The sequence below is a fragment of the Peribacillus simplex genome, from assembly GCF_001578185.1.
Lineage (GTDB): Bacteria > Bacillota > Bacilli > Bacillales > DSM-1321 > Peribacillus > Peribacillus simplex_A.
In genome coordinates this window covers 3,259,672-3,277,250 of the sequence record NZ_CP011008.1, presented here as the reverse complement: position 1 = coordinate 3,277,250, position 17,579 = coordinate 3,259,672, and the positions used below count along the sequence as shown (strand labels likewise).

Annotated in this window: 14 protein-coding genes, 1 other RNA gene and 1 riboswitch; all 15 genes read left to right on the top strand. The window is 39.5% G+C overall.

Annotation, left to right across the window (positions count from 1 at the left end; translation table 11 throughout):
• Positions 1-62: 62 nt before the first annotated feature.
• The 15 genes from UP17_RS15130 (at position 63) to UP17_RS27705 (ending at position 17,321) form a co-directional block, all read left to right on the top strand.
• On the top strand, positions 63-2,342 hold the full coding sequence (locus UP17_RS15130) for a DEAD/DEAH box helicase (RefSeq protein ID WP_061463825.1): 2,280 nt from the start codon (positions 63-65) through the stop codon (positions 2,340-2,342).
• 32 nt (positions 2,343-2,374) lie between these two features.
• Complete coding sequence (locus tag UP17_RS15125; RefSeq protein WP_061463824.1) at positions 2,375-3,637, top strand: ribonuclease H-like domain-containing protein; 1,263 nt, start codon at positions 2,375-2,377, stop codon at positions 3,635-3,637.
• A 456-nt stretch (positions 3,638-4,093) separates the two neighbouring features.
• On the top strand, positions 4,094-4,585 hold the full coding sequence (locus UP17_RS26725; RefSeq protein WP_250211681.1) for a CotD family spore coat protein: 492 nt from the start codon (positions 4,094-4,096) through the stop codon (positions 4,583-4,585).
• Positions 4,586-4,653: 68 nt separating this feature from the next.
• Positions 4,654-5,205, top strand: a complete 552-nt coding sequence (locus tag UP17_RS15120; RefSeq protein WP_061463823.1) for an SLOG family protein — start codon at positions 4,654-4,656, stop codon at positions 5,203-5,205.
• A 205-nt stretch (positions 5,206-5,410) separates the two neighbouring features.
• Positions 5,411-5,722: a cell division regulator GpsB gene (gene gpsB, locus UP17_RS15115; protein WP_061463822.1), complete on the top strand. Its 312-nt coding sequence runs from the start codon at positions 5,411-5,413 to the stop codon at positions 5,720-5,722.
• Positions 5,723-5,802: 80 nt separating this feature from the next.
• An RNA gene (gene rnpB, locus UP17_RS15110) (RNase P RNA component class B) lies at positions 5,803-6,191 on the top strand.
• Positions 6,192-6,874: 683 nt separating this feature from the next.
• On the top strand, positions 6,875-8,023 hold the full coding sequence (locus UP17_RS15105; RefSeq protein WP_061463821.1) for a THUMP domain-containing class I SAM-dependent RNA methyltransferase: 1,149 nt from the start codon (positions 6,875-6,877) through the stop codon (positions 8,021-8,023).
• 193 nt (positions 8,024-8,216) lie between these two features.
• Positions 8,217-8,417, top strand: coding sequence for a cold-shock protein (locus UP17_RS15100; RefSeq protein WP_034307871.1), 201 nt, complete (start codon positions 8,217-8,219; stop codon positions 8,415-8,417).
• A 230-nt stretch (positions 8,418-8,647) separates the two neighbouring features.
• Positions 8,648-10,561, top strand: a complete 1,914-nt coding sequence (locus UP17_RS15095; RefSeq protein ID WP_061463820.1) for an ATP-dependent DNA helicase — start codon at positions 8,648-8,650, stop codon at positions 10,559-10,561.
• A 122-nt stretch (positions 10,562-10,683) separates the two neighbouring features.
• Complete coding sequence (locus UP17_RS15090; RefSeq protein WP_061463819.1) at positions 10,684-12,195, top strand: carboxypeptidase M32; 1,512 nt, start codon at positions 10,684-10,686, stop codon at positions 12,193-12,195.
• A 356-nt stretch (positions 12,196-12,551) separates the two neighbouring features.
• Positions 12,552-12,653, top strand: a riboswitch (purine riboswitch).
• A gap of 160 nt (positions 12,654-12,813) precedes the next feature.
• Positions 12,814-13,413 (top strand): xanthine phosphoribosyltransferase, encoded by a 600-nt coding sequence (locus UP17_RS15085; protein ID WP_061463818.1) that lies wholly within the window; start codon positions 12,814-12,816, stop codon positions 13,411-13,413.
• On the top strand, positions 13,406-14,719 hold the full coding sequence (locus UP17_RS15080) for a nucleobase:cation symporter-2 family protein (RefSeq protein ID WP_061463817.1): 1,314 nt from the start codon (positions 13,406-13,408) through the stop codon (positions 14,717-14,719). The genes UP17_RS15085 and UP17_RS15080 overlap by 8 nt, the downstream gene beginning before the upstream one ends.
• Positions 14,720-15,402: 683 nt before the next feature.
• Positions 15,403-16,491, top strand: coding sequence for a type III polyketide synthase (locus tag UP17_RS15075; RefSeq protein WP_061463816.1), 1,089 nt, complete (start codon positions 15,403-15,405; stop codon positions 16,489-16,491).
• Positions 16,491-17,021, top strand: a complete 531-nt coding sequence (locus UP17_RS15070; protein ID WP_061463815.1) for an isoprenylcysteine carboxyl methyltransferase family protein — start codon at positions 16,491-16,493, stop codon at positions 17,019-17,021. The genes UP17_RS15075 and UP17_RS15070 overlap by 1 nt, the downstream gene beginning before the upstream one ends.
• A gap of 141 nt (positions 17,022-17,162) precedes the next feature.
• Positions 17,163-17,321 (top strand): hypothetical protein, encoded by a 159-nt coding sequence (locus UP17_RS27705; protein ID WP_155727335.1) that lies wholly within the window; start codon positions 17,163-17,165, stop codon positions 17,319-17,321.
• Positions 17,322-17,579: the final 258 nt, after the last annotated feature.

Below are 17,579 nucleotides of genomic sequence, written 5' to 3'. Positions count from 1 at the left end.
GGAAATAGTTTCCCTTTTGCATAGAACGTTCATTCGGTAGAATAGGAGTATGAGGTGGTTATATGAAACTGCGAAAAAATTTACAAGAAGTCATCACGGAATTAAAAACCAATGAGGATTATAAGGATAATATTGTACACTGGCAAGTAATTGAAGCGAAAGAGGCAAAACATGTTCCTTTTCCCGATCGAATGAATGATAAGATCAAGCATGCTCTTGAAAAACGGGGGATAAATGGGTTGTATACCCATCAGGCGACCGCATTTGATACGGCTGTCAGTGGCGAAAGTCTTGTAGCGGTCACCCCAACGGCTTCTGGTAAAACATTATGCTATAATTTGCCGGTCCTTCAAAAAATACTTGAAGATGAAAAAACTAGAGCGCTATATATATTTCCGACAAAAGCGCTGAGTTATGATCAAAAAAGCGAATTGAACGAAATGATACATGAAATGGATGCCGAGATAAATAGTTATACGTACGATGGGGACACACCTTCAAATATCAGGCAAAAAATCCGTCAGGCAGGGCATATCGTCATCACCAATCCCGATATGCTCCATTCCGGAATCTTGCCGCATCACACGAAATGGGTCTCATTGTTTGAAAACTTGAAGTATGTGATCATCGATGAACTCCATATTTACCGCGGCGTTTTCGGAAGTCATACGGCTAACGTCATAAGAAGGTTAAAAAGGATCTGCAAGTTTTATGGCAGTGATCCTGTATTCGTCTGTACTTCTGCAACGATCAATAATCCAAAAGAGTTGGCAGAAGAGCTTACGGAAAAACAAATGGTGCTTATCGATAATAACGGGGCCCCGAGTGGGAAAAAACATTTTGTTTTCTATAATCCCCCAATAGTCAATAAACCGCTAAACATTCGAAGGAGTGCGGTTTTGGAAGTCAGGAAGCTCGCAAATGAATTTTTGAAAAATAAAATTCAAACAATCGTTTTTGCGCGAAGCAGGGTTCGTGTGGAAATTCTATTGACCTATTTACAGGGACTCGTGTCAAAGCAATTGGGGCCCAAATCAATCAGGGGCTATCGTGGCGGGTATCTGCCAACACAGCGTAGAGAAATTGAACAGGGCCTCAGGGATGGTTCCATTTATGGGGTGGTATCCACGAATGCTCTTGAGTTAGGTGTCGATATCGGGCAGCTCCAGGTTTGCATAATGACTGGTTACCCTGGATCGATATCGAGTGCCTGGCAACAGGCGGGACGAGCAGGAAGAAGGCATGGTGAAGCGCTGATCATCATGGTCGGCAGTTCAAGTGCCCTTGATCAATATATCGTCCAGCATCCCGATTATTTCTTTACCAGAAATCCAGAAACTGCAAGAATCAATCCAGATAATCTTTTGATCCTGGTTGATCATGTCAAATGTGCAGCATATGAGCTGCCATTTAAAAAAGGTGATGCCTTTGGAAAAACAGAGATTATGGACGTACTGGAATTCCTTACCGAAGAAAGGGTCTTACACCAAAATGGGGACAAATGGCATTGGATGAACGATGCTTTTCCAGCAAGCAATATAAGCCTGCGTTCTGCTGCACAGGAAAATGTCGTAATCATCGACCAAACGAATGCACCGGTTAACCGGGTCATAGGAGAAATGGATACGTTCAGTGCAATGACCCTTCTCCACGATGAAGCCATTTATTTGCACCAGGGAATGCAATTTCAGGTGGAAGAACTTGATTGGGATGAAAAGAAGGCATATGTACGTGAAGTCAATGTGGACTATTATACGGATGCTAACCTTGCTGTGCAGTTGTCTGTATTGGAAGTGGATAAACAGCGAACTTTCGCTTCCACCACAGCTGCCTTTGGTGACGTCGCCATCCGGGCGATGCCTACGATCTTCAAAAAAATCAAATTTGAAACTCATGAAAATATTGGTTCAGGGCCAATCACCCTGCCTGAGATGGAACTGCACACGAGTTCGGCTATGCTTTCCATGGAGCCTGATATATTCGAGTGGGACGAAAATCGAATAGAACAAGGTATGATAGGTGCATCCCATGCTCTTAATTACATGATTCCGTTATATGTTATGTGTGATCCGCATGATATCCATGTTTATCCACAGGTTAAGGCAGCACATAATGAAAAACCAACCATTTTTATCTATGATAGTTATCCGGGGGGCATAGGGCTAAGTGATAAAGTATATGAAAACTCTGAAGTCATCCTACTGGAAACCATATCCATGATCGGAAATTGTTCTTGTGAAAGCGGCTGCCCTTCCTGTATCGGAACGGAATCCGCTGCGAAAACAGCCAAAAATGATGCAAAACAGTTATTAGGTCAATTTTGTAAGGAAAAACAATCATAGATACGGGGATAAGTGAAAAGAGGTGTATTTTTTTGTCTTTGAAAAATAAATTGAACCGTTTGAAAACGCATATGAACATAGAACCAGTGAAACATCCTTCTCCTGAACAGGAAAATAGCCAAGCAGTGAAGGAAGAAATTCCTTATCTTGAAAAGTGGCTGAAGAACGATACCGTTTCCTTTCATTTCGATGATGATTATTGTTTCATTAGGGAGGTCCGCTACCCTATAAATCACAAACACGGGTTATATGCATTTTCTGAGCTGAAAAAGATCGTAAAAGAGTGGAATCAAACTCCATTGGAGCATCCCTTATCCGCTAGGGGCGTTAAAAGTGAAGACCTGTTTTTCTTCGATACGGAAACAACAGGACTTGGAGGCGGAGCGGGAAATACCATTTTTTTACTGGGTTATGCCTATTTAGAAGGTGATGAAGTTGTGGTGAAACAACATATCCTGCCGCAGCCCGGAAGTGAAATACCGCTTTACCAAAGCTTTCTGGAAAACATCAATTACGAAACGCTTGTCACATATAATGGTAAATCTTTTGATTGGCCCCAGCTGAAAACCCGACATACCTTGATTAAAGAACATGTTCCAAAACTACCGGAATTCGGACATTTCGATTTGTATCATGCTTCAAGACGCCTTTGGAGAAACAAATTGGAACGAGTTAAATTATCAGCAGTCGAAACGGATATTCTAGGTGTACATAGAGAAGATGATATTCCTGGATATTTGGCACCGATGATTTATTTTGATTTTGTCGAGAGGGAAAATCCGGAAATTTTATTTGGGATCATGAAGCATAATGAATTGGATATTTTATCACTGATCACATTGTATATTCATTTGTCCCGGAAAATCCTCCAAATTGATGGATATACGGAAGATTCCATGGAAATTGCACGCTGGCTCGCTTATCTAGGAAAAAAAGAGGAATCGGTCGAGACTTATGAAAAAATAGTGGAAGCGGGAAATGAGGAAGATCGGATAATAGCTGGCCATGCCATAGCCTTTCAGAAAAAGAAGCAAAAACAATTCAACGAAGCATTGGAAATTTGGAAGGAGGTCGCCATAAAAGGGAATGTTCAAATAAGGATACAGGCACAGATTGAATGTGCAAAATTATATGAACATCAATTTAAGGAAGTCGGCAATGCTCTAAAATGTGCATTAAACGCGCATCAAGAGATGTTGAGGGAAGGTACCATTGTGGTGAAACAAAAGTCGGAATTGGAAAAGAGGATCAAGCGTCTCGAAATGAAAGAGGATTCCAAGGGTATGTCTGTATAAGATAAGCGAATCAGAATTGTTTTTAAGTGCGAAATGCCGAAAATAAAAAATATGGATACAAATATTGTAGCCTTCAACTATAATGTGTAAAATGGAAAGAGTTGAGGGTGAATTTCCGAAGCATTCATTTCATACCTTTACATCAAATAAATTTAAGTTGAAAGCGGAGCGGAGAAATGTATAAAACGACTTTATTTCTATTTTTTGTTGTCCTTTGTTTAACGATTGTTATTTTTACATCATTAAAAGACAGTCTCTATTCCTTTTTATAGAAAATTACCCACAGTGCATTTGAAGGGTAGCCATATATTATAATAGTGTACTTATTGACGGCCATACATAGTTTTATACTTATTCTGTATAAATAGGTCATTTCATCAGTACACGTCTCCCCTTTTTTTCATAGTCTGTAATGGTAAGACTAAACTTATCATAATGAAAGGGGACGTATTATATATGTATTTTCGTAATTGTGGAGGAAATAAATCCAATGTAATGGGAGCATACGGGAACGCTCCTGGAGTAATGGGCGCATCAACCGGGAAACATAAACACTCTAACGTAATGGGAGCCTTTACTGGTCCAACGGCTGTATCTCCAGCGCAATATGGCCCATCGGCTGTATCTCCAGCGCAATATGGCCCATCGGCTGTATCTCCAGCGCAACTTGGCCCAACGCAAGCACTTCCTACTCAACTTGCCCCAGCGCAAGTCTCTCCAACACAGCAATTTGTTAATACGAATGTATCGAACACAGTGATTCCTGTCGTTCATCCATCACACACTACAACTGTCAATAAACATTTGAACACGTATAAACATTACTTCCCACATACTCAATCCGTGGTGAACCAATGCTTTACGCAAAACTTGATTTGCGGAAGGCCGCCGATTAATCCATGCTGTCCGCCCCCCCCATGCTGTCCGCCTATGCATTTCGGATACTAAAAAAAGTAAGGGCCTAATTAGCCCTTATTTTCTTACATAAACATGTTAAAAGGGAGATTAACCAAGCAATGAAGGTTTTGTATATGACTGGCTATAAGGCTTTTGAATTCGGGATATTCAAAAATGACCATGAAGCCGTAAAATATATTAAGAAAGCGATGAAGCAACGTCTTCTGCCATTGGTGGAAGATGGGCTGGAATGGGTGATCATATCAGGTCAGTTGGGTACGGAGCTATGGGGTGCCGAAGTGGTGTTCGATATACAGGAAGAATACAGTCAGCTTAAATTAGGGGTGCTAACTCCTTTCCTGAAACAGGAAGAGTCATGGAACGAGACGAATCAGGACTATTACCGTTCCATATTGGCCCGTGCCGATTTTGTTGAGTCCATTTTCAACAAACCATATGAAGGGCCGCAACAGCTGAAAATCAAAAATAGGTATATGGTTCATAAAAGTGACGCCATGCTCATCATTTTCGAAGCCGAAAAAGAAGGGTCAGCACGATATCCATATTTCGAAGCGATGAAAAAGGCTGAAACACAGCCATACCCCATCTTTCAGATAAACTTTGATGATCTGCAACTGGCTGCGGAAGAAGGCAGCTGGTCCGAAGAATGACGGAGTGAAAATAATTATGGATTAAAAGTTGTTTCTAAAGCATATTCATATTATGATGAAATTTAGATACAGATTCATGGGGGTACATATCGTTCACTGAAACATCATTATGCAGATAAAAAGGTGTTTCGTTGACAAACCCAAGCAGATTTGAAAAAATAATAAAAAGTCGATTGTATTGGCGAAAGTATTGAGGTGAAGTCTTATGCTATCCGATAAGATAAAATTAACGGCTAAAGATATTCTTGAAAAAGATTTTAAAACAGCAATGCGCGGTTATAAACCAGAAGACGTGGATCAATTCCTGGATCTGATCATTAAAGATTATGAAGTGTTCCATCAGGAAATTGAAGATCTTAAACAAGAAAATCTTAAATTGAAAAAACAAGCCGAAGAGAGTACAAAACGTCCAAATCAACCTGCTCCCAGTGCTACTCCGGGAACCACTAACTTTGACATCCTTAAACGGTTATCCAACCTGGAAAAGCACGTTTTTGGAAACAAGCTTTTTGATTGAGGTTTTGCATGTTAAAAGTGAAATTGATTTAGGTATTGTGTTTTAATGAATGATGGAGTATAATCAATTATGTTATGTTAACGTTTGGGTAATTGCTGCTGCATTTTTGCAGTAGAGGAAAGTCCATGCTCGCACGGACTGCGATGTCCGTAGTGTTCGTGCCTGGCGAAAAAATAAGCTTGGGCAGCAATCTTGGATTGCTGACGGCTGGGAAAATGCCTAAGTCCTTTTGGATATGGCATGAATACCTATAAAAGTGCCACAGTGACGGAGCCTTTACAGAAATGTAAAGGGTGGAACGAGGTAAACCCCACGAGCGAGAAACCCAAATTAATGGTAGGGGCGCTTTCTTCCTTGGAATTGAACGAGGAGAAGGACAGAAGCCATGCTTCTGTAGATAGATGATTACCGCCGAAGTACGAGACGCGAGTCGCTTGCAGTACTGAGGAACAAAACATGGCTTACAGAACGTTATCATATGACACCAAAAGCACAACTCTCCTTTTAAAAGGAGAGTTTTTGTTTTTGGGAATTGCCCATTAATAAAAAGCCGGGCATTCCAAATTATTTTTCGTTTTCTGAAACCATGCTGTGTTAAACTAAGGTCTTGGCAACTTTTTAATTCCATCGAAAGATTTCTAATTGAAAGTGTTCAGCAGAAGGACAATGGCTAATTGACATCTGACCGTAACGATTTAAAAAATAGCGTTGAAGTGTTAAGCATTTCCTGGATTATGGGTACCCTATTTATAAAAGGTTTTTTTTACCTTTACTGATTGCCCTTATTTGAAGGTATTAAGATATGCCTTAAGCATTTTGTTATGAGTATACATAATTGTTTGTGAATAAATGGCCCTTCGTTGCCTTGGAGGATTTCATTCATGAATATTTGCAGCCTACCTTATTGATACATAGATAATTGAGTTAAACTTTATTTTATCGCGTTGATCCCGGTTATTAAAAAAATGCTCTACTACATGACAATGACATTTAATCTAGGCAATCAATGACGGACTATAAGCAAAATATAAATTGACCAGTGGAACTTTTAAATAAGGTTTACATGTCTAAAATCGATACCTTATTCTTAATTAGGGGAATTTAGGTAGATATGCAATAGAGTTGGATTAATGGAAAGAAGGTGCAGGATAAATGAAACAATTCGATATTATCGCAACATCAGCAATGGGATTGGAATCAATTGTCGCTAAGGAGGTTCGGGATCTTGGTTACGATTGTCAAGTCGAGAATGGTAAGATCACGTACAAAGGGGACCAATCTGCCATTGCCCGCTCTAATTTATGGCTGCGGAGTGCCGACAGGGTTAAAATTAAAGTTGCAGAATTTAAAGCATATTCATTTGATGAGTTGTTTGAAAAAACAAAGGCCTTGAATTGGGAAGATTACTTATCAGCCGATGTTGAGTTCCCTGTGAGTGGAAAATCGGTTAAGTCACAGCTTTACAGTGTTCCTGATTGTCAGGCTATCGTCAAAAAGGCGATTGTTGATAGATTGAAAAGCAAATATAAGCAAGTATCTTGGTTTGCAGAGACTGGTCCTTTGTTTAAAATTGAAGTGTCTATTTTAAAAGATGTAGTGACACTTACCATGGACACTTCAGGTGCTGGTTTGCATAAACGGGGATATCGCACAGGGCAGGGGGAGGCGCCCCTTAAAGAAACATTGGCGGCTGCGTTAATCATGCTGACCAATTGGAAGCCGGATAAACCTTTCATTGATCCATTTTGTGGATCTGGAACGATTCCTATCGAGGCTGCCTTAATTGGACAGAACATAGCACCTGGGTTTAACAGGGAATTCGTTTCTGAGACCTGGTCATGGATTGACAGCAAGGTTTGGGATGAAGCGCGGGTTGAGGCTGAAGATTTAGCCGATTATGATCAGTACTTGGACATAACCGGCTGTGATATTGACCATCGAATGGTCGATATATCTAAAGCGAATAGTTTTGAAGCCGGCCTTGGTGATCTGATTGAATTCAAACAAATGCAGGTGAGGGATATCTCGACTAGGAAAGAGTATGGTGTCATTGTCGGGAACCCGCCTTACGGAGAACGTCTTGGTGAGCAAAAAGCGGTTGAGCAGATGTATAGAGAAATGGGTCAAGCTTTCAAGAAGCTTGACACCTGGTCAGTATACATGATTACCTCCAATCCTGACTTCGAACAGCATTACGGTAAGCCTGCAACGAAAAAAAGGAAACTGTTCAATGGGTTCATCCGTGCAGACCTTTATCAATATTGGGGAAAAAGGCCGCCGAGACAGCCTCAAGGTGAATGAGTAGGTAAAATATAACGGAGGATTTCAATAGTCAGGACGATTTATTCATAATAGGTTCCAGTCTTGCTTATCATTTCCTTTTCTGTTATTCTAATAATGAATTATTTTTGTTCAGATTTAAGGAATACCTTAATATTCTTTTGAGCAAGGATAGTAATATAATGTGTGGAGAACACACTAGGAGGCAACAAAAATGGAACAAGGTAAAGTAAAATGGTTTAACGCAGAAAAAGGTTTTGGATTCATCGAACGTGAAGGTGGAGACGATGTATTCGTACATTTCTCAGCTATCCAAGGCGAAGGTTTCAAAACACTTGAAGAAGGCCAAGACGTTACATTTGATGTAGAACAAGGTCAACGTGGACCACAAGCATCAAACGTAAACAAAGCTTAATTCAACCCTATATTATTTACAGACAGGCTCTCTTTTGGAGCCTGTCTTTTATTTTACAAGTCTGGAAACATGGCAGCATACATAGAAGAAAAACATACTTTTTACATTTCGTTTCTTATGGTAGGGTAAATATCTTGACTATTAATGTGAAATAAAGGATAATATCCTTTTGCCTAGAAATATTATGATACGGATCGATACACTGATGATAGATAAAAGGGGAGACCAAGATGCTTAAAACACTGCCTTTTTCGGTAACAAAGGAAGATTCTTTTTACGATAAGCTTTCAGAATGGATCGGTGATGTTTTTTACGATATTCTTCCCGAAAAAGGATTTGAGCTGCGTGATGAACAAATCTTCATGGCTTTTCAGTTAGAAAAAGCCTTTAAAGAAAAGAATGTAAGCTTTGCTGAAGCAGGGGTAGGGACCGGTAAGACCTTGGTCTATTTACTATATGCGATTTGTTATGCGAGATATACGAATAAACCGGCAATTATTTCGTGTGCAGACGAAACGTTGATTGAACAGCTTGTCAAAGAAGAAGGCGACATCCAAAAAATTAAGAATGCTTTAGGTATTGAAGTGGATGTTCGGCTTGCCAAATATCACGATCAATATGTATGTCTTAAGAAATTGGATTACGCAGTGAATCATGAAGATTCAGAGGGAATAGATCAACTCTATGATGAACTTCCCAAGTTTGTCCATGATAACTCATCGATGAACGCTTATTCAGCATATGGGGACCGTAAACAGTATCCATATTTAAATGATGAAGACTGGTCTAAAGTTGGCTGGGATCAGCTTCAAAACTGTTTTACTTGTGATAAGCGCCATCGTTGTGGACAGACCCTATCGCGGGACCACTACCGAAAATCAAGCGATTTGATCATTTGTTCACATGACTTCTTCATGGAACATGTTTGGACTAAGGAAAAACGTAAGCGTGAAGGACAATTACCACTGTTGCCTGAACATAGCTGTGTTGTCTTTGATGAAGGTCATCTACTGGAATTTGCTGCTCAAAAGGCTTTAACTTATAAAGTTGGGGAACAAACCCTTGCTTCGGTTTTAGAATTGCTTACTGCCAATCAGGTTCGTGAAGAAACCTTATACATCATTGAGGACTTAATTGATATTAATGAAGAGTTTTTTGATTTGTTGGATGAAAAATCCATACATGTCACCGGATCTAATCGTTATGAAATCCCAATGTCCAAGGAAATAACAAGCTTTGCGCAAAAGCTGCATAAAAAGGTTGAAGAGTTAGAGGAGAACCTTGTTTTCGAGGCGGAAATGTATACGATCAATGATTATGATTTAAAAGTGACAGAAGAATATTTAGAACAGCTGGGCTACTCCATTTCTCTATTTGTGAAGGATGAACAGGCCGTTTCCTGGTTTGAAGAAAATGAAATGACCAAAACATTGGTCATTATGCCACGGCTTGTACAGGATATTTTGTCTGAACAGGTATTCTCTAAAAAAATCCCTTACATTTTTTCATCGGCGACATTATCGGATAATAAATCTTTCCAATACATTGCAGATAGCTTAGGGATAGAGAAGTATGACAGCTTCTCTGTTGAATCACCATTTGATTACGATGAAGTCATGAAAATGAACATGCCTGCCTTCGAAAACGGCGACCAATTGGCTAAACTTCAATACACCATGAAGTCAATTGAGGAAAATGAGGGCCGAACGCTTGTGTTATTCCAATCAAAAGAAGAATTGCATTGGTTCAAGGAAAACTGCCCAACATCATCCTATCCTTTTTATTTTGAAGGGGAAGCGGAAATCAGCGAGCTTGTTAAGAAGTTTCAAGAGAATGAGCAATCTGTTCTTTTCTCCTATCATTTATGGGAAGGACTTGATGTTCCAGGGCCTTCATTACAAAATGTAGTGATACACTCACTTCCATTCCCACCACGCGATCCAGTGTTCGAGGCCAAACGTAATTCGGTTACCGATGCATTCGAAGAAGTGGATCTTCCATACATGCTCCTTCGATTGCGTCAGGGTATAGGGCGTTTGATCAGGACTAGCAATGATTCGGGAACCGTACAGATTTTGATGGAAAAGGATCTCTCGGAACTGGTGAAAGAGAAGATTGTATCCGTTCTTCCTGTAACGCTTTAAGTCAATTTAATCTAAGAGCCATGGGAGGGGTGCCCTTGGCTCTTATTTTTTTTTAACGGGTAGTTCTGATAAGAAAGATTTTTGTATAATATGGTAAAGTGTAGTTGGAAGGAGCAGTGAATATGGAAAAAGAAGGTATAGATTTGATAGAAAAAGAATTTAAAGAATATGTCAAGAAAATCTCGGCCTATAATGAAGCGCTCGCGTTAATTTTTTGGGACTTACGTACAGGTGCACCGAAAAAGGGAGTTGAGCAGCGTTCTGAAGTGATCGGGGTGCTTTCCTCTGAGGTTTTTAATATGATCACAAGTAAAAAGATGGAATCCTTCATTACGGAACTTTCGAAGGGGCCTCTTAGTGAAACGACGAATAAGATGGTACAAGAGTGTAAAAAAGAGTTTGAAAGGAATAAGAAGATTCCTGCAAACGAATATAAGGAATTCGTCATTTTACAATCCCGCTCTGAAAGTGCTTGGGAAGAGGCAAGGGAAAAAGCGGATTTTTCGTTATTCCAACCTTATCTGGAGCAAGTTGTTGCTTATACCCGTAAATTCATAGAGTACTGGGGATACGAAGGACAGAAATATAATACCCTTTTAGACATGTATGAACCCGGCATGACTGTAGATCTACTTGACAGCGTATTCAGTGAGCTTCGGTCGAGTATAGTACCTCTGGTAAAACAGATTGCAAAAAGCGAAAATAGACCTGAAACAGCGTTCCTTTATAAAGAATTTCCAAAAGAAAAACAGCATCGCCTCAACCTGGAAGTTTTAAAACATCTAGGATACGATTTCAAGGCTGGCAGGCTGGATGAAACAGTTCACCCTTTTGCTACTGGAATAAATATGGGCGATGTCCGGGTGACGACCCGTTACGATGAATGTGATTTTAGGGGGGCGATCTTTGGTACCATTCATGAATGTGGACATGCCATTTATGAGCAGAATATCGCCGAAGAGTTAACCGGGACACTGCTCGATAATGGGACATCAATGGGAATCCATGAATCCCAATCCCTGTTTTTTGAAAACTTCATTGGACGGAACTATAGCTTCTGGAAAAATAAATTCTCCCTATTGAAAGAATATGCTCCTGAACAATTCAATGATGTGACGCTGGATGAATTCTACCGGGGGATTAACGAATCAAAACCATCGTTCATCCGTATTGAAGCAGATGAACTAACTTATCCCCTACATATAATGATTCGGTATGAACTGGAAAAGGCTCTCTTTAATGGAGAACTTGAAGTGAAGGATTTACCGGAAGTCTGGAATGAAAAATACAAGGATTATTTGGGAATTGTTCCTGAAAATGATGCAATGGGCGTGTTACAGGATGTACATTGGGCAGATGGCAGTTTTGGTTATTTCCCATCGTATGCATTGGGATATATGTATGCAGCCCAAATCAAGCAGTCGATGCTTAAAGATTTGCCTGATTTTGATGGGCTTTTGGAAGCGGGCGATATTGCTCCAATCAGGAAATGGCTTAATGAAAAGATACATAAATATGGAAAAACAAAAGAGCCCCTAGAGATTTTGAAAGAAACGACAGGGGAAGGCCTGAATGTTCAGTATTTAATAAAGTATCTTGAAAATAAATATAAAGAAGTTTATAAAATCAAATGAATTTAATTAAAGAAGGCCTTGGAATAATTATCAAGGTCTTCTTCTTTTTTCAATGGTTCACACAATTTAAATCCTTATAAACCCGGTGGGCATTTTTGTTAACATCAATAAAAGGTATCATTTAGGCGAATAAAATGAGGCCGCCGTTATTCCGACTATAATATTTCTAATTTTTTGAAAAATACCCGTAATTTCAAGTGATGGCTTTTTGTTGATGATAAATCGAGATTAATTAGTCTTGGTGATTTCGCAATCTTCTAAAATTACGAATAATGTTTTATATTTTTAATTGAAAGTTCGGTTTTTGTTAAAAATGACTTTTCAAAATAAGACAGCATTGTTATAATTTATATATTAATAAAATATAAAGTTTCACTCGTATAATAGCAGGAATATGGCCTGCAAGTTTCTACCGGATTACCGTAAATAATTCGACTATGGGTGAGTAATTGATCTTGTTGCATAATGGACGGATTTTGCTGTTTCATTTTTCATTCATGCCCAAGAAATATTGCTTCACTCAAAAAAGTGCTGCAATGTTTCTTGGGCTTTTTTATATCTGGGAAACACTTGCATGGTTTATAGGTCAATAAACATCCAAGATTGGGAGGAACCTTCATGCAACTTTTAAAGGAAAAAATCTTGTCCGAGGGTCAAGCTTTATCAGAAGATATTTTAAAAGTAGATTCATTCTTGAATCATCAAATGGATCCTATGCTGATGAAAGAAATAGGTAAAGAATTCGTTAAACGTTTCGAACAAAAGGAAATAACTAAAGTGCTTACCATTGAATCTTCAGGCATTGGACCTGGTTTGATGGCTGCCTTGGAATTGGAAGTTCCGCTAATTTTTGCCCGTAAACGTAAATCACTTACTTTGACAAATGATTTAGTGACGGCGTCCGTTCATTCCTTTACAAAAAAAGAAACCAATACAATTACAGTTTCCAATAAATATATAGAAGCTGGTGATAAGGTTCTGATCATCGATGACTTCCTTGCGGTCGGACAAGCGGCTCGGGGCTTGGTGGATATCTGTGAGCAGGTTGGAGCAGAAGTAGCCGGGATCGGAATCGTTATTGAAAAAGCATTCCAAAGTGGTGGTAAGGACCTTCGGGGACAAGGGTTTCAAGTGGAATCCCTGGCACGAATTGCGAAGTTGAAATTCGGTGAGATAACTTTCGTTGAGGAAATGGAAGGGGCAACTGTCAATGTCTAATCAATCACCATTAAAAGTTGCTTCCTTAGGATTACAACATGTTCTTGCAATGTATGCTGGTGCGATCGTCGTTCCATTGATTGTTGGGGGAGCGTTAGGTTTAACTGCTGCGCAGTTAACCTATTTAGTTTCGATTGACATCTTAATGTGTGGAATAGCGACCTTATTGCAAGTCTGGAAAAATAAATTCTTCGGAATCGGCCTACCCGTCGTTCTAGGCTGTACATTCACGGCAGTCAGCCCAATGATTGCGGTAGGTACCCAATATGGAGTCACCACCATTTATGGGGCCATTTTAGTGTCGGGATTAATCGTCGTTTTAATTAGTAAATTCTTCGGGAAACTGGCTAGGTTTTTCCCGCCGGTCGTTACTGGTTCAGTCGTTATGATCATCGGGATCACACTCATTCCTGTTGCCATCAACAATCTTGGGGGCGGACAAGGTGCTGCTGACTTTGGAGCCTTGGATAACATAGCCCTTGGTTTTGGAACTTTGCTTTTCATCATTTTCATGTATAAATTCTCAACGGGATTCGTGCGCTCCATCTCTATATTATTAGGACTGTTAGTCGGAACTTTTGCAGCTTTCTTCCTTGGGAAAGTGGATTTTAGCTCAGTTGCAAGTGCAAGTTGGTTGCATCTGCCACATTTTTTCTACTTTGGCACTCCGACTTTCAACATCACTGCGATCATTACCATGACTTTGGTGGCGATAGTCAGCTTAGTGGAATCGACTGGCGTCTATTATGCCTTAGGAGAAATCACGGACAAAGAGATTTCGGAAGATGATCTGGCACGCGGATACCGTTCTGAAGGGCTTGCCATCATGCTTGGCGGTTTGTTTAATGCTTTTCCTTATACAGCTTTTTCACAAAATGTCGGTTTAATTCAATTGTCCGGTATTAAAACAAGAAATGTCATTTATACAACGGCAGGGATGCTCATTTTCATTGGTTTTGTCCCGAAAATTGGTGCATTCACGACCATTATCCCTTCGTCCGTGTTAGGCGGGGCAATGGTGGCCATGTTTGGCATGGTAATTGCCGCTGGAATTAAGATGTTAAGTAAGGTAGATTTTGCCTCTCAAGAAAACTTATTGATCATCGCTTGTTCCGTAGGTATGGGACTTGGGGTAACGGTCGTTCCTGAGCTATTTGCTAAAATTCCGGAAAGCATTCAAATATTAACGGATAATGGAATCGTGGCTGGAAGTTTGACAGCCATTTTCTTGAATATCGTCTTTAACATCGTCCCTACAAAAGGGAAAGTAAAGGAAGCCCGTGTTGAAAGACAGAATGTTGCCTGATTAAAAATAGATTCTGTAAACTATTAAATGCCCCCTAACCCAAAGATGATGAGGATTAGGGGGCATTTTTTATTAGTCCGAAAACTCATCATTGTTAAATGAAGTTTTTTAATGAAATGGAGTTTTGTCAGATAAAAGGAAACTCTCTTCACTTTTTGAATATATTGATAGTATATGTTCAGGAAAGTAGTGATAGAGATGGAGAAAAAATATTGTATTCATTGTCGGACCATTTTAAGTCAGGAGTATAGGTGCAGTGTGTGCGGTAAAGAGGAGTTTCAAAACATCATAATACAAGTACAAAATCAATCTTCAGTAAAGAAGGAAGAATGAAAGCAGCCCCCTTACCGACTTTCTAGGTAAGGGGGTTTTATTGTTTCCGATTACATTTTGATCATTAAGGTGATATGTAGGGTACCTACGCCATCCAATGAAATGGGTAAATTGCTTGCTTCATGTAAACCTATACATTTTTGTATGGCCCGCAATGACGGGAGGTGTAATATCCATGATTGTATTCTCGCAAATGCTAAGGAGGTGGCGATATTGCCGGCTAAGCATGTTGTCTTAGTTCTGCTGCGAAAAATTCAAGAGTTTCACCTTAGATGACCATTAAGCTATAGAGCATAAATGATATCTTGGTGGGTATATTAACCATATCATGAATAATAAGGGGTGGGATCATGCCATATTTATTATCTGCATCACATATAAAGCTACCATATTTACTTTCACAGGAAAAAATCATGGAATTTTCAAGAGAAATCTTTGGATCCTCATTTAAAAGTATAGATCGGCTATTAAAGGCCTTTACGAATGGACAAGTGGAAAATCGATATTTTTCCAATGATCTTGATTGGTTTAAAAAGGATCATTCTTTTGCTGATCGGAATGATTTATACATAAAGCAGGCTGTAAAGTTTGGGAAAGAGGCTATAGAAAAATGTTTAACCAACTCAGAATTTTTAAAAGAAGAGCTGCAGGCATTCGAACTAGATGCTTTCTTTTTTATATCAAGCACCGGGGTGGCTACCCCGACCATTGATGCCAGGATAATGAATGAACTTCCATTTAACCCGCATGCAAAAAGAATTCCGATATGGGGGCTTGGATGTGCAGGGGGAGCGAGCGGCCTATCACGTGCTTTTGAATATTGCCGAGCGTACCCGACGGCTAAGGTCATTGTTTTAAGTGTGGAGTTATGCAGTCTGACTTTTCAAAGGAATGATATCTCCAAAAGTAATTTAATTGGAACCTCCTTATTCTCTGATGGAGTAAGCTGTGTTTTGGTTTGCGGTGATGAAGTGCCGGATGAACAGTATTCAAGAAAAGGACGACATTTGAAATTTTTGGATTCGCAATCCACGCTAATGCCGAATTCATTGGATGTAATGGGGTGGGATGTTAAAGACCAAGGCTTATATGTGATCTTTTCGAAAGATATCCCTACAATCATCAAGGATTGGCTTAAACCGAATGTCCAAGAGTTCTTAGCGGGAAATGGAATGGATCTCGGGGATATAAAAGATTTCATTGCCCATCCTGGAGGGAAAAAAGTAATTGATGCTTATCACGAATCCCTAGGATTCGATGAAAGCATGACTGCAGTATCAATGAGAATATTAAGGGAATTTGGAAATATGTCCTCAGCAACTATTTTGTACGTCCTTGAGAGATTCATGCAGCGTGGCGGGAATAAAGGTGAGGTGGGATTGGCTGCAGCATTGGGGCCTGGTTTTTCATCTGAACTTGTGTTAATGAGGTGGGAATGATGCTCTTTGCCATTTTCATCATCTTGATTGCCATTCAGCGCCTGGTTGAATTATATATTGCCAAACAAAATGAAAAGCAGTTGAAAGGTGCAGGAGCTGTAGAATACGGTGAGTCCCATTACAGATGGATGGTTCTTATGCACCTTAGTTTTTTTATTGTTCTCATTATTGAAGTGCTCGCTTATGAAAGGGATGTGGCTGGACTTTGGCCGATTTGGCTGATCCTTTTTCTGATTGCGCAGTCGGGAAGGATTTGGGTGATCAGTTCATTGGGAAAACACTGGAATACAAAAATCATTGTGGTTCCTAATGCCGAAGTAGTCATTAAAGGTCCTTATAAATATTTCAAACATCCGAACTATATAATAGTGGCAACGGAGATTATAGTTATTTCTTTATTATTCAATGCATATTATACAGCTATCATCTTTAGTTTTTTGAACGCATGGATGATGGCGGTTCGAATCCCCCTCGAAGAAAAGGCATTAAAGGAACATACGGAATATTCTACGGTTTTTAAGGGAAAATAATAAAAACTTTATTTTCTTATTGAAAATGATTATCGTTCATGATAAGATTCTAAATGAAGATGAAAATTATTCTCAATCAAATATCGATAAATTTTATAATAAAACTAAAGCTACTCAATATATAAGAGGATGGTGTTGGTAATGGTCTGGTTATTCATTTTATTGACAATCGCTACATATGGTTTTGTGATGAAACATTTATTAAATAATATTCAAAAACCGGCAAAGGCAGTTAAACCCTTTACCGGGTCAACAATGGAAAACCGAGCTGCATTTAACCCCACTCCTACAACCAGGTAATCATCCTGGTTTTTTTTATGGCTGTTTTCACATACTTTGTTGCTATTTACCAGGTAGTGAGTTGTGGTAGATTTCCCCTCCAGATGCTCGCTTTCCTTGGTGCGGGCGGTGAGCCTCCTCGGCGTAAACGCCTGTGGGGTCTCACCTGTCCCGCTGCTCCCGCAGGAGTCTCGCAATTCCGCTCCAATCAACCTTAAATAGTTTCGTTTTAAAAACAACAATCTTTACGAAAAGAGCCTTTTTTATTCAAATGAATTA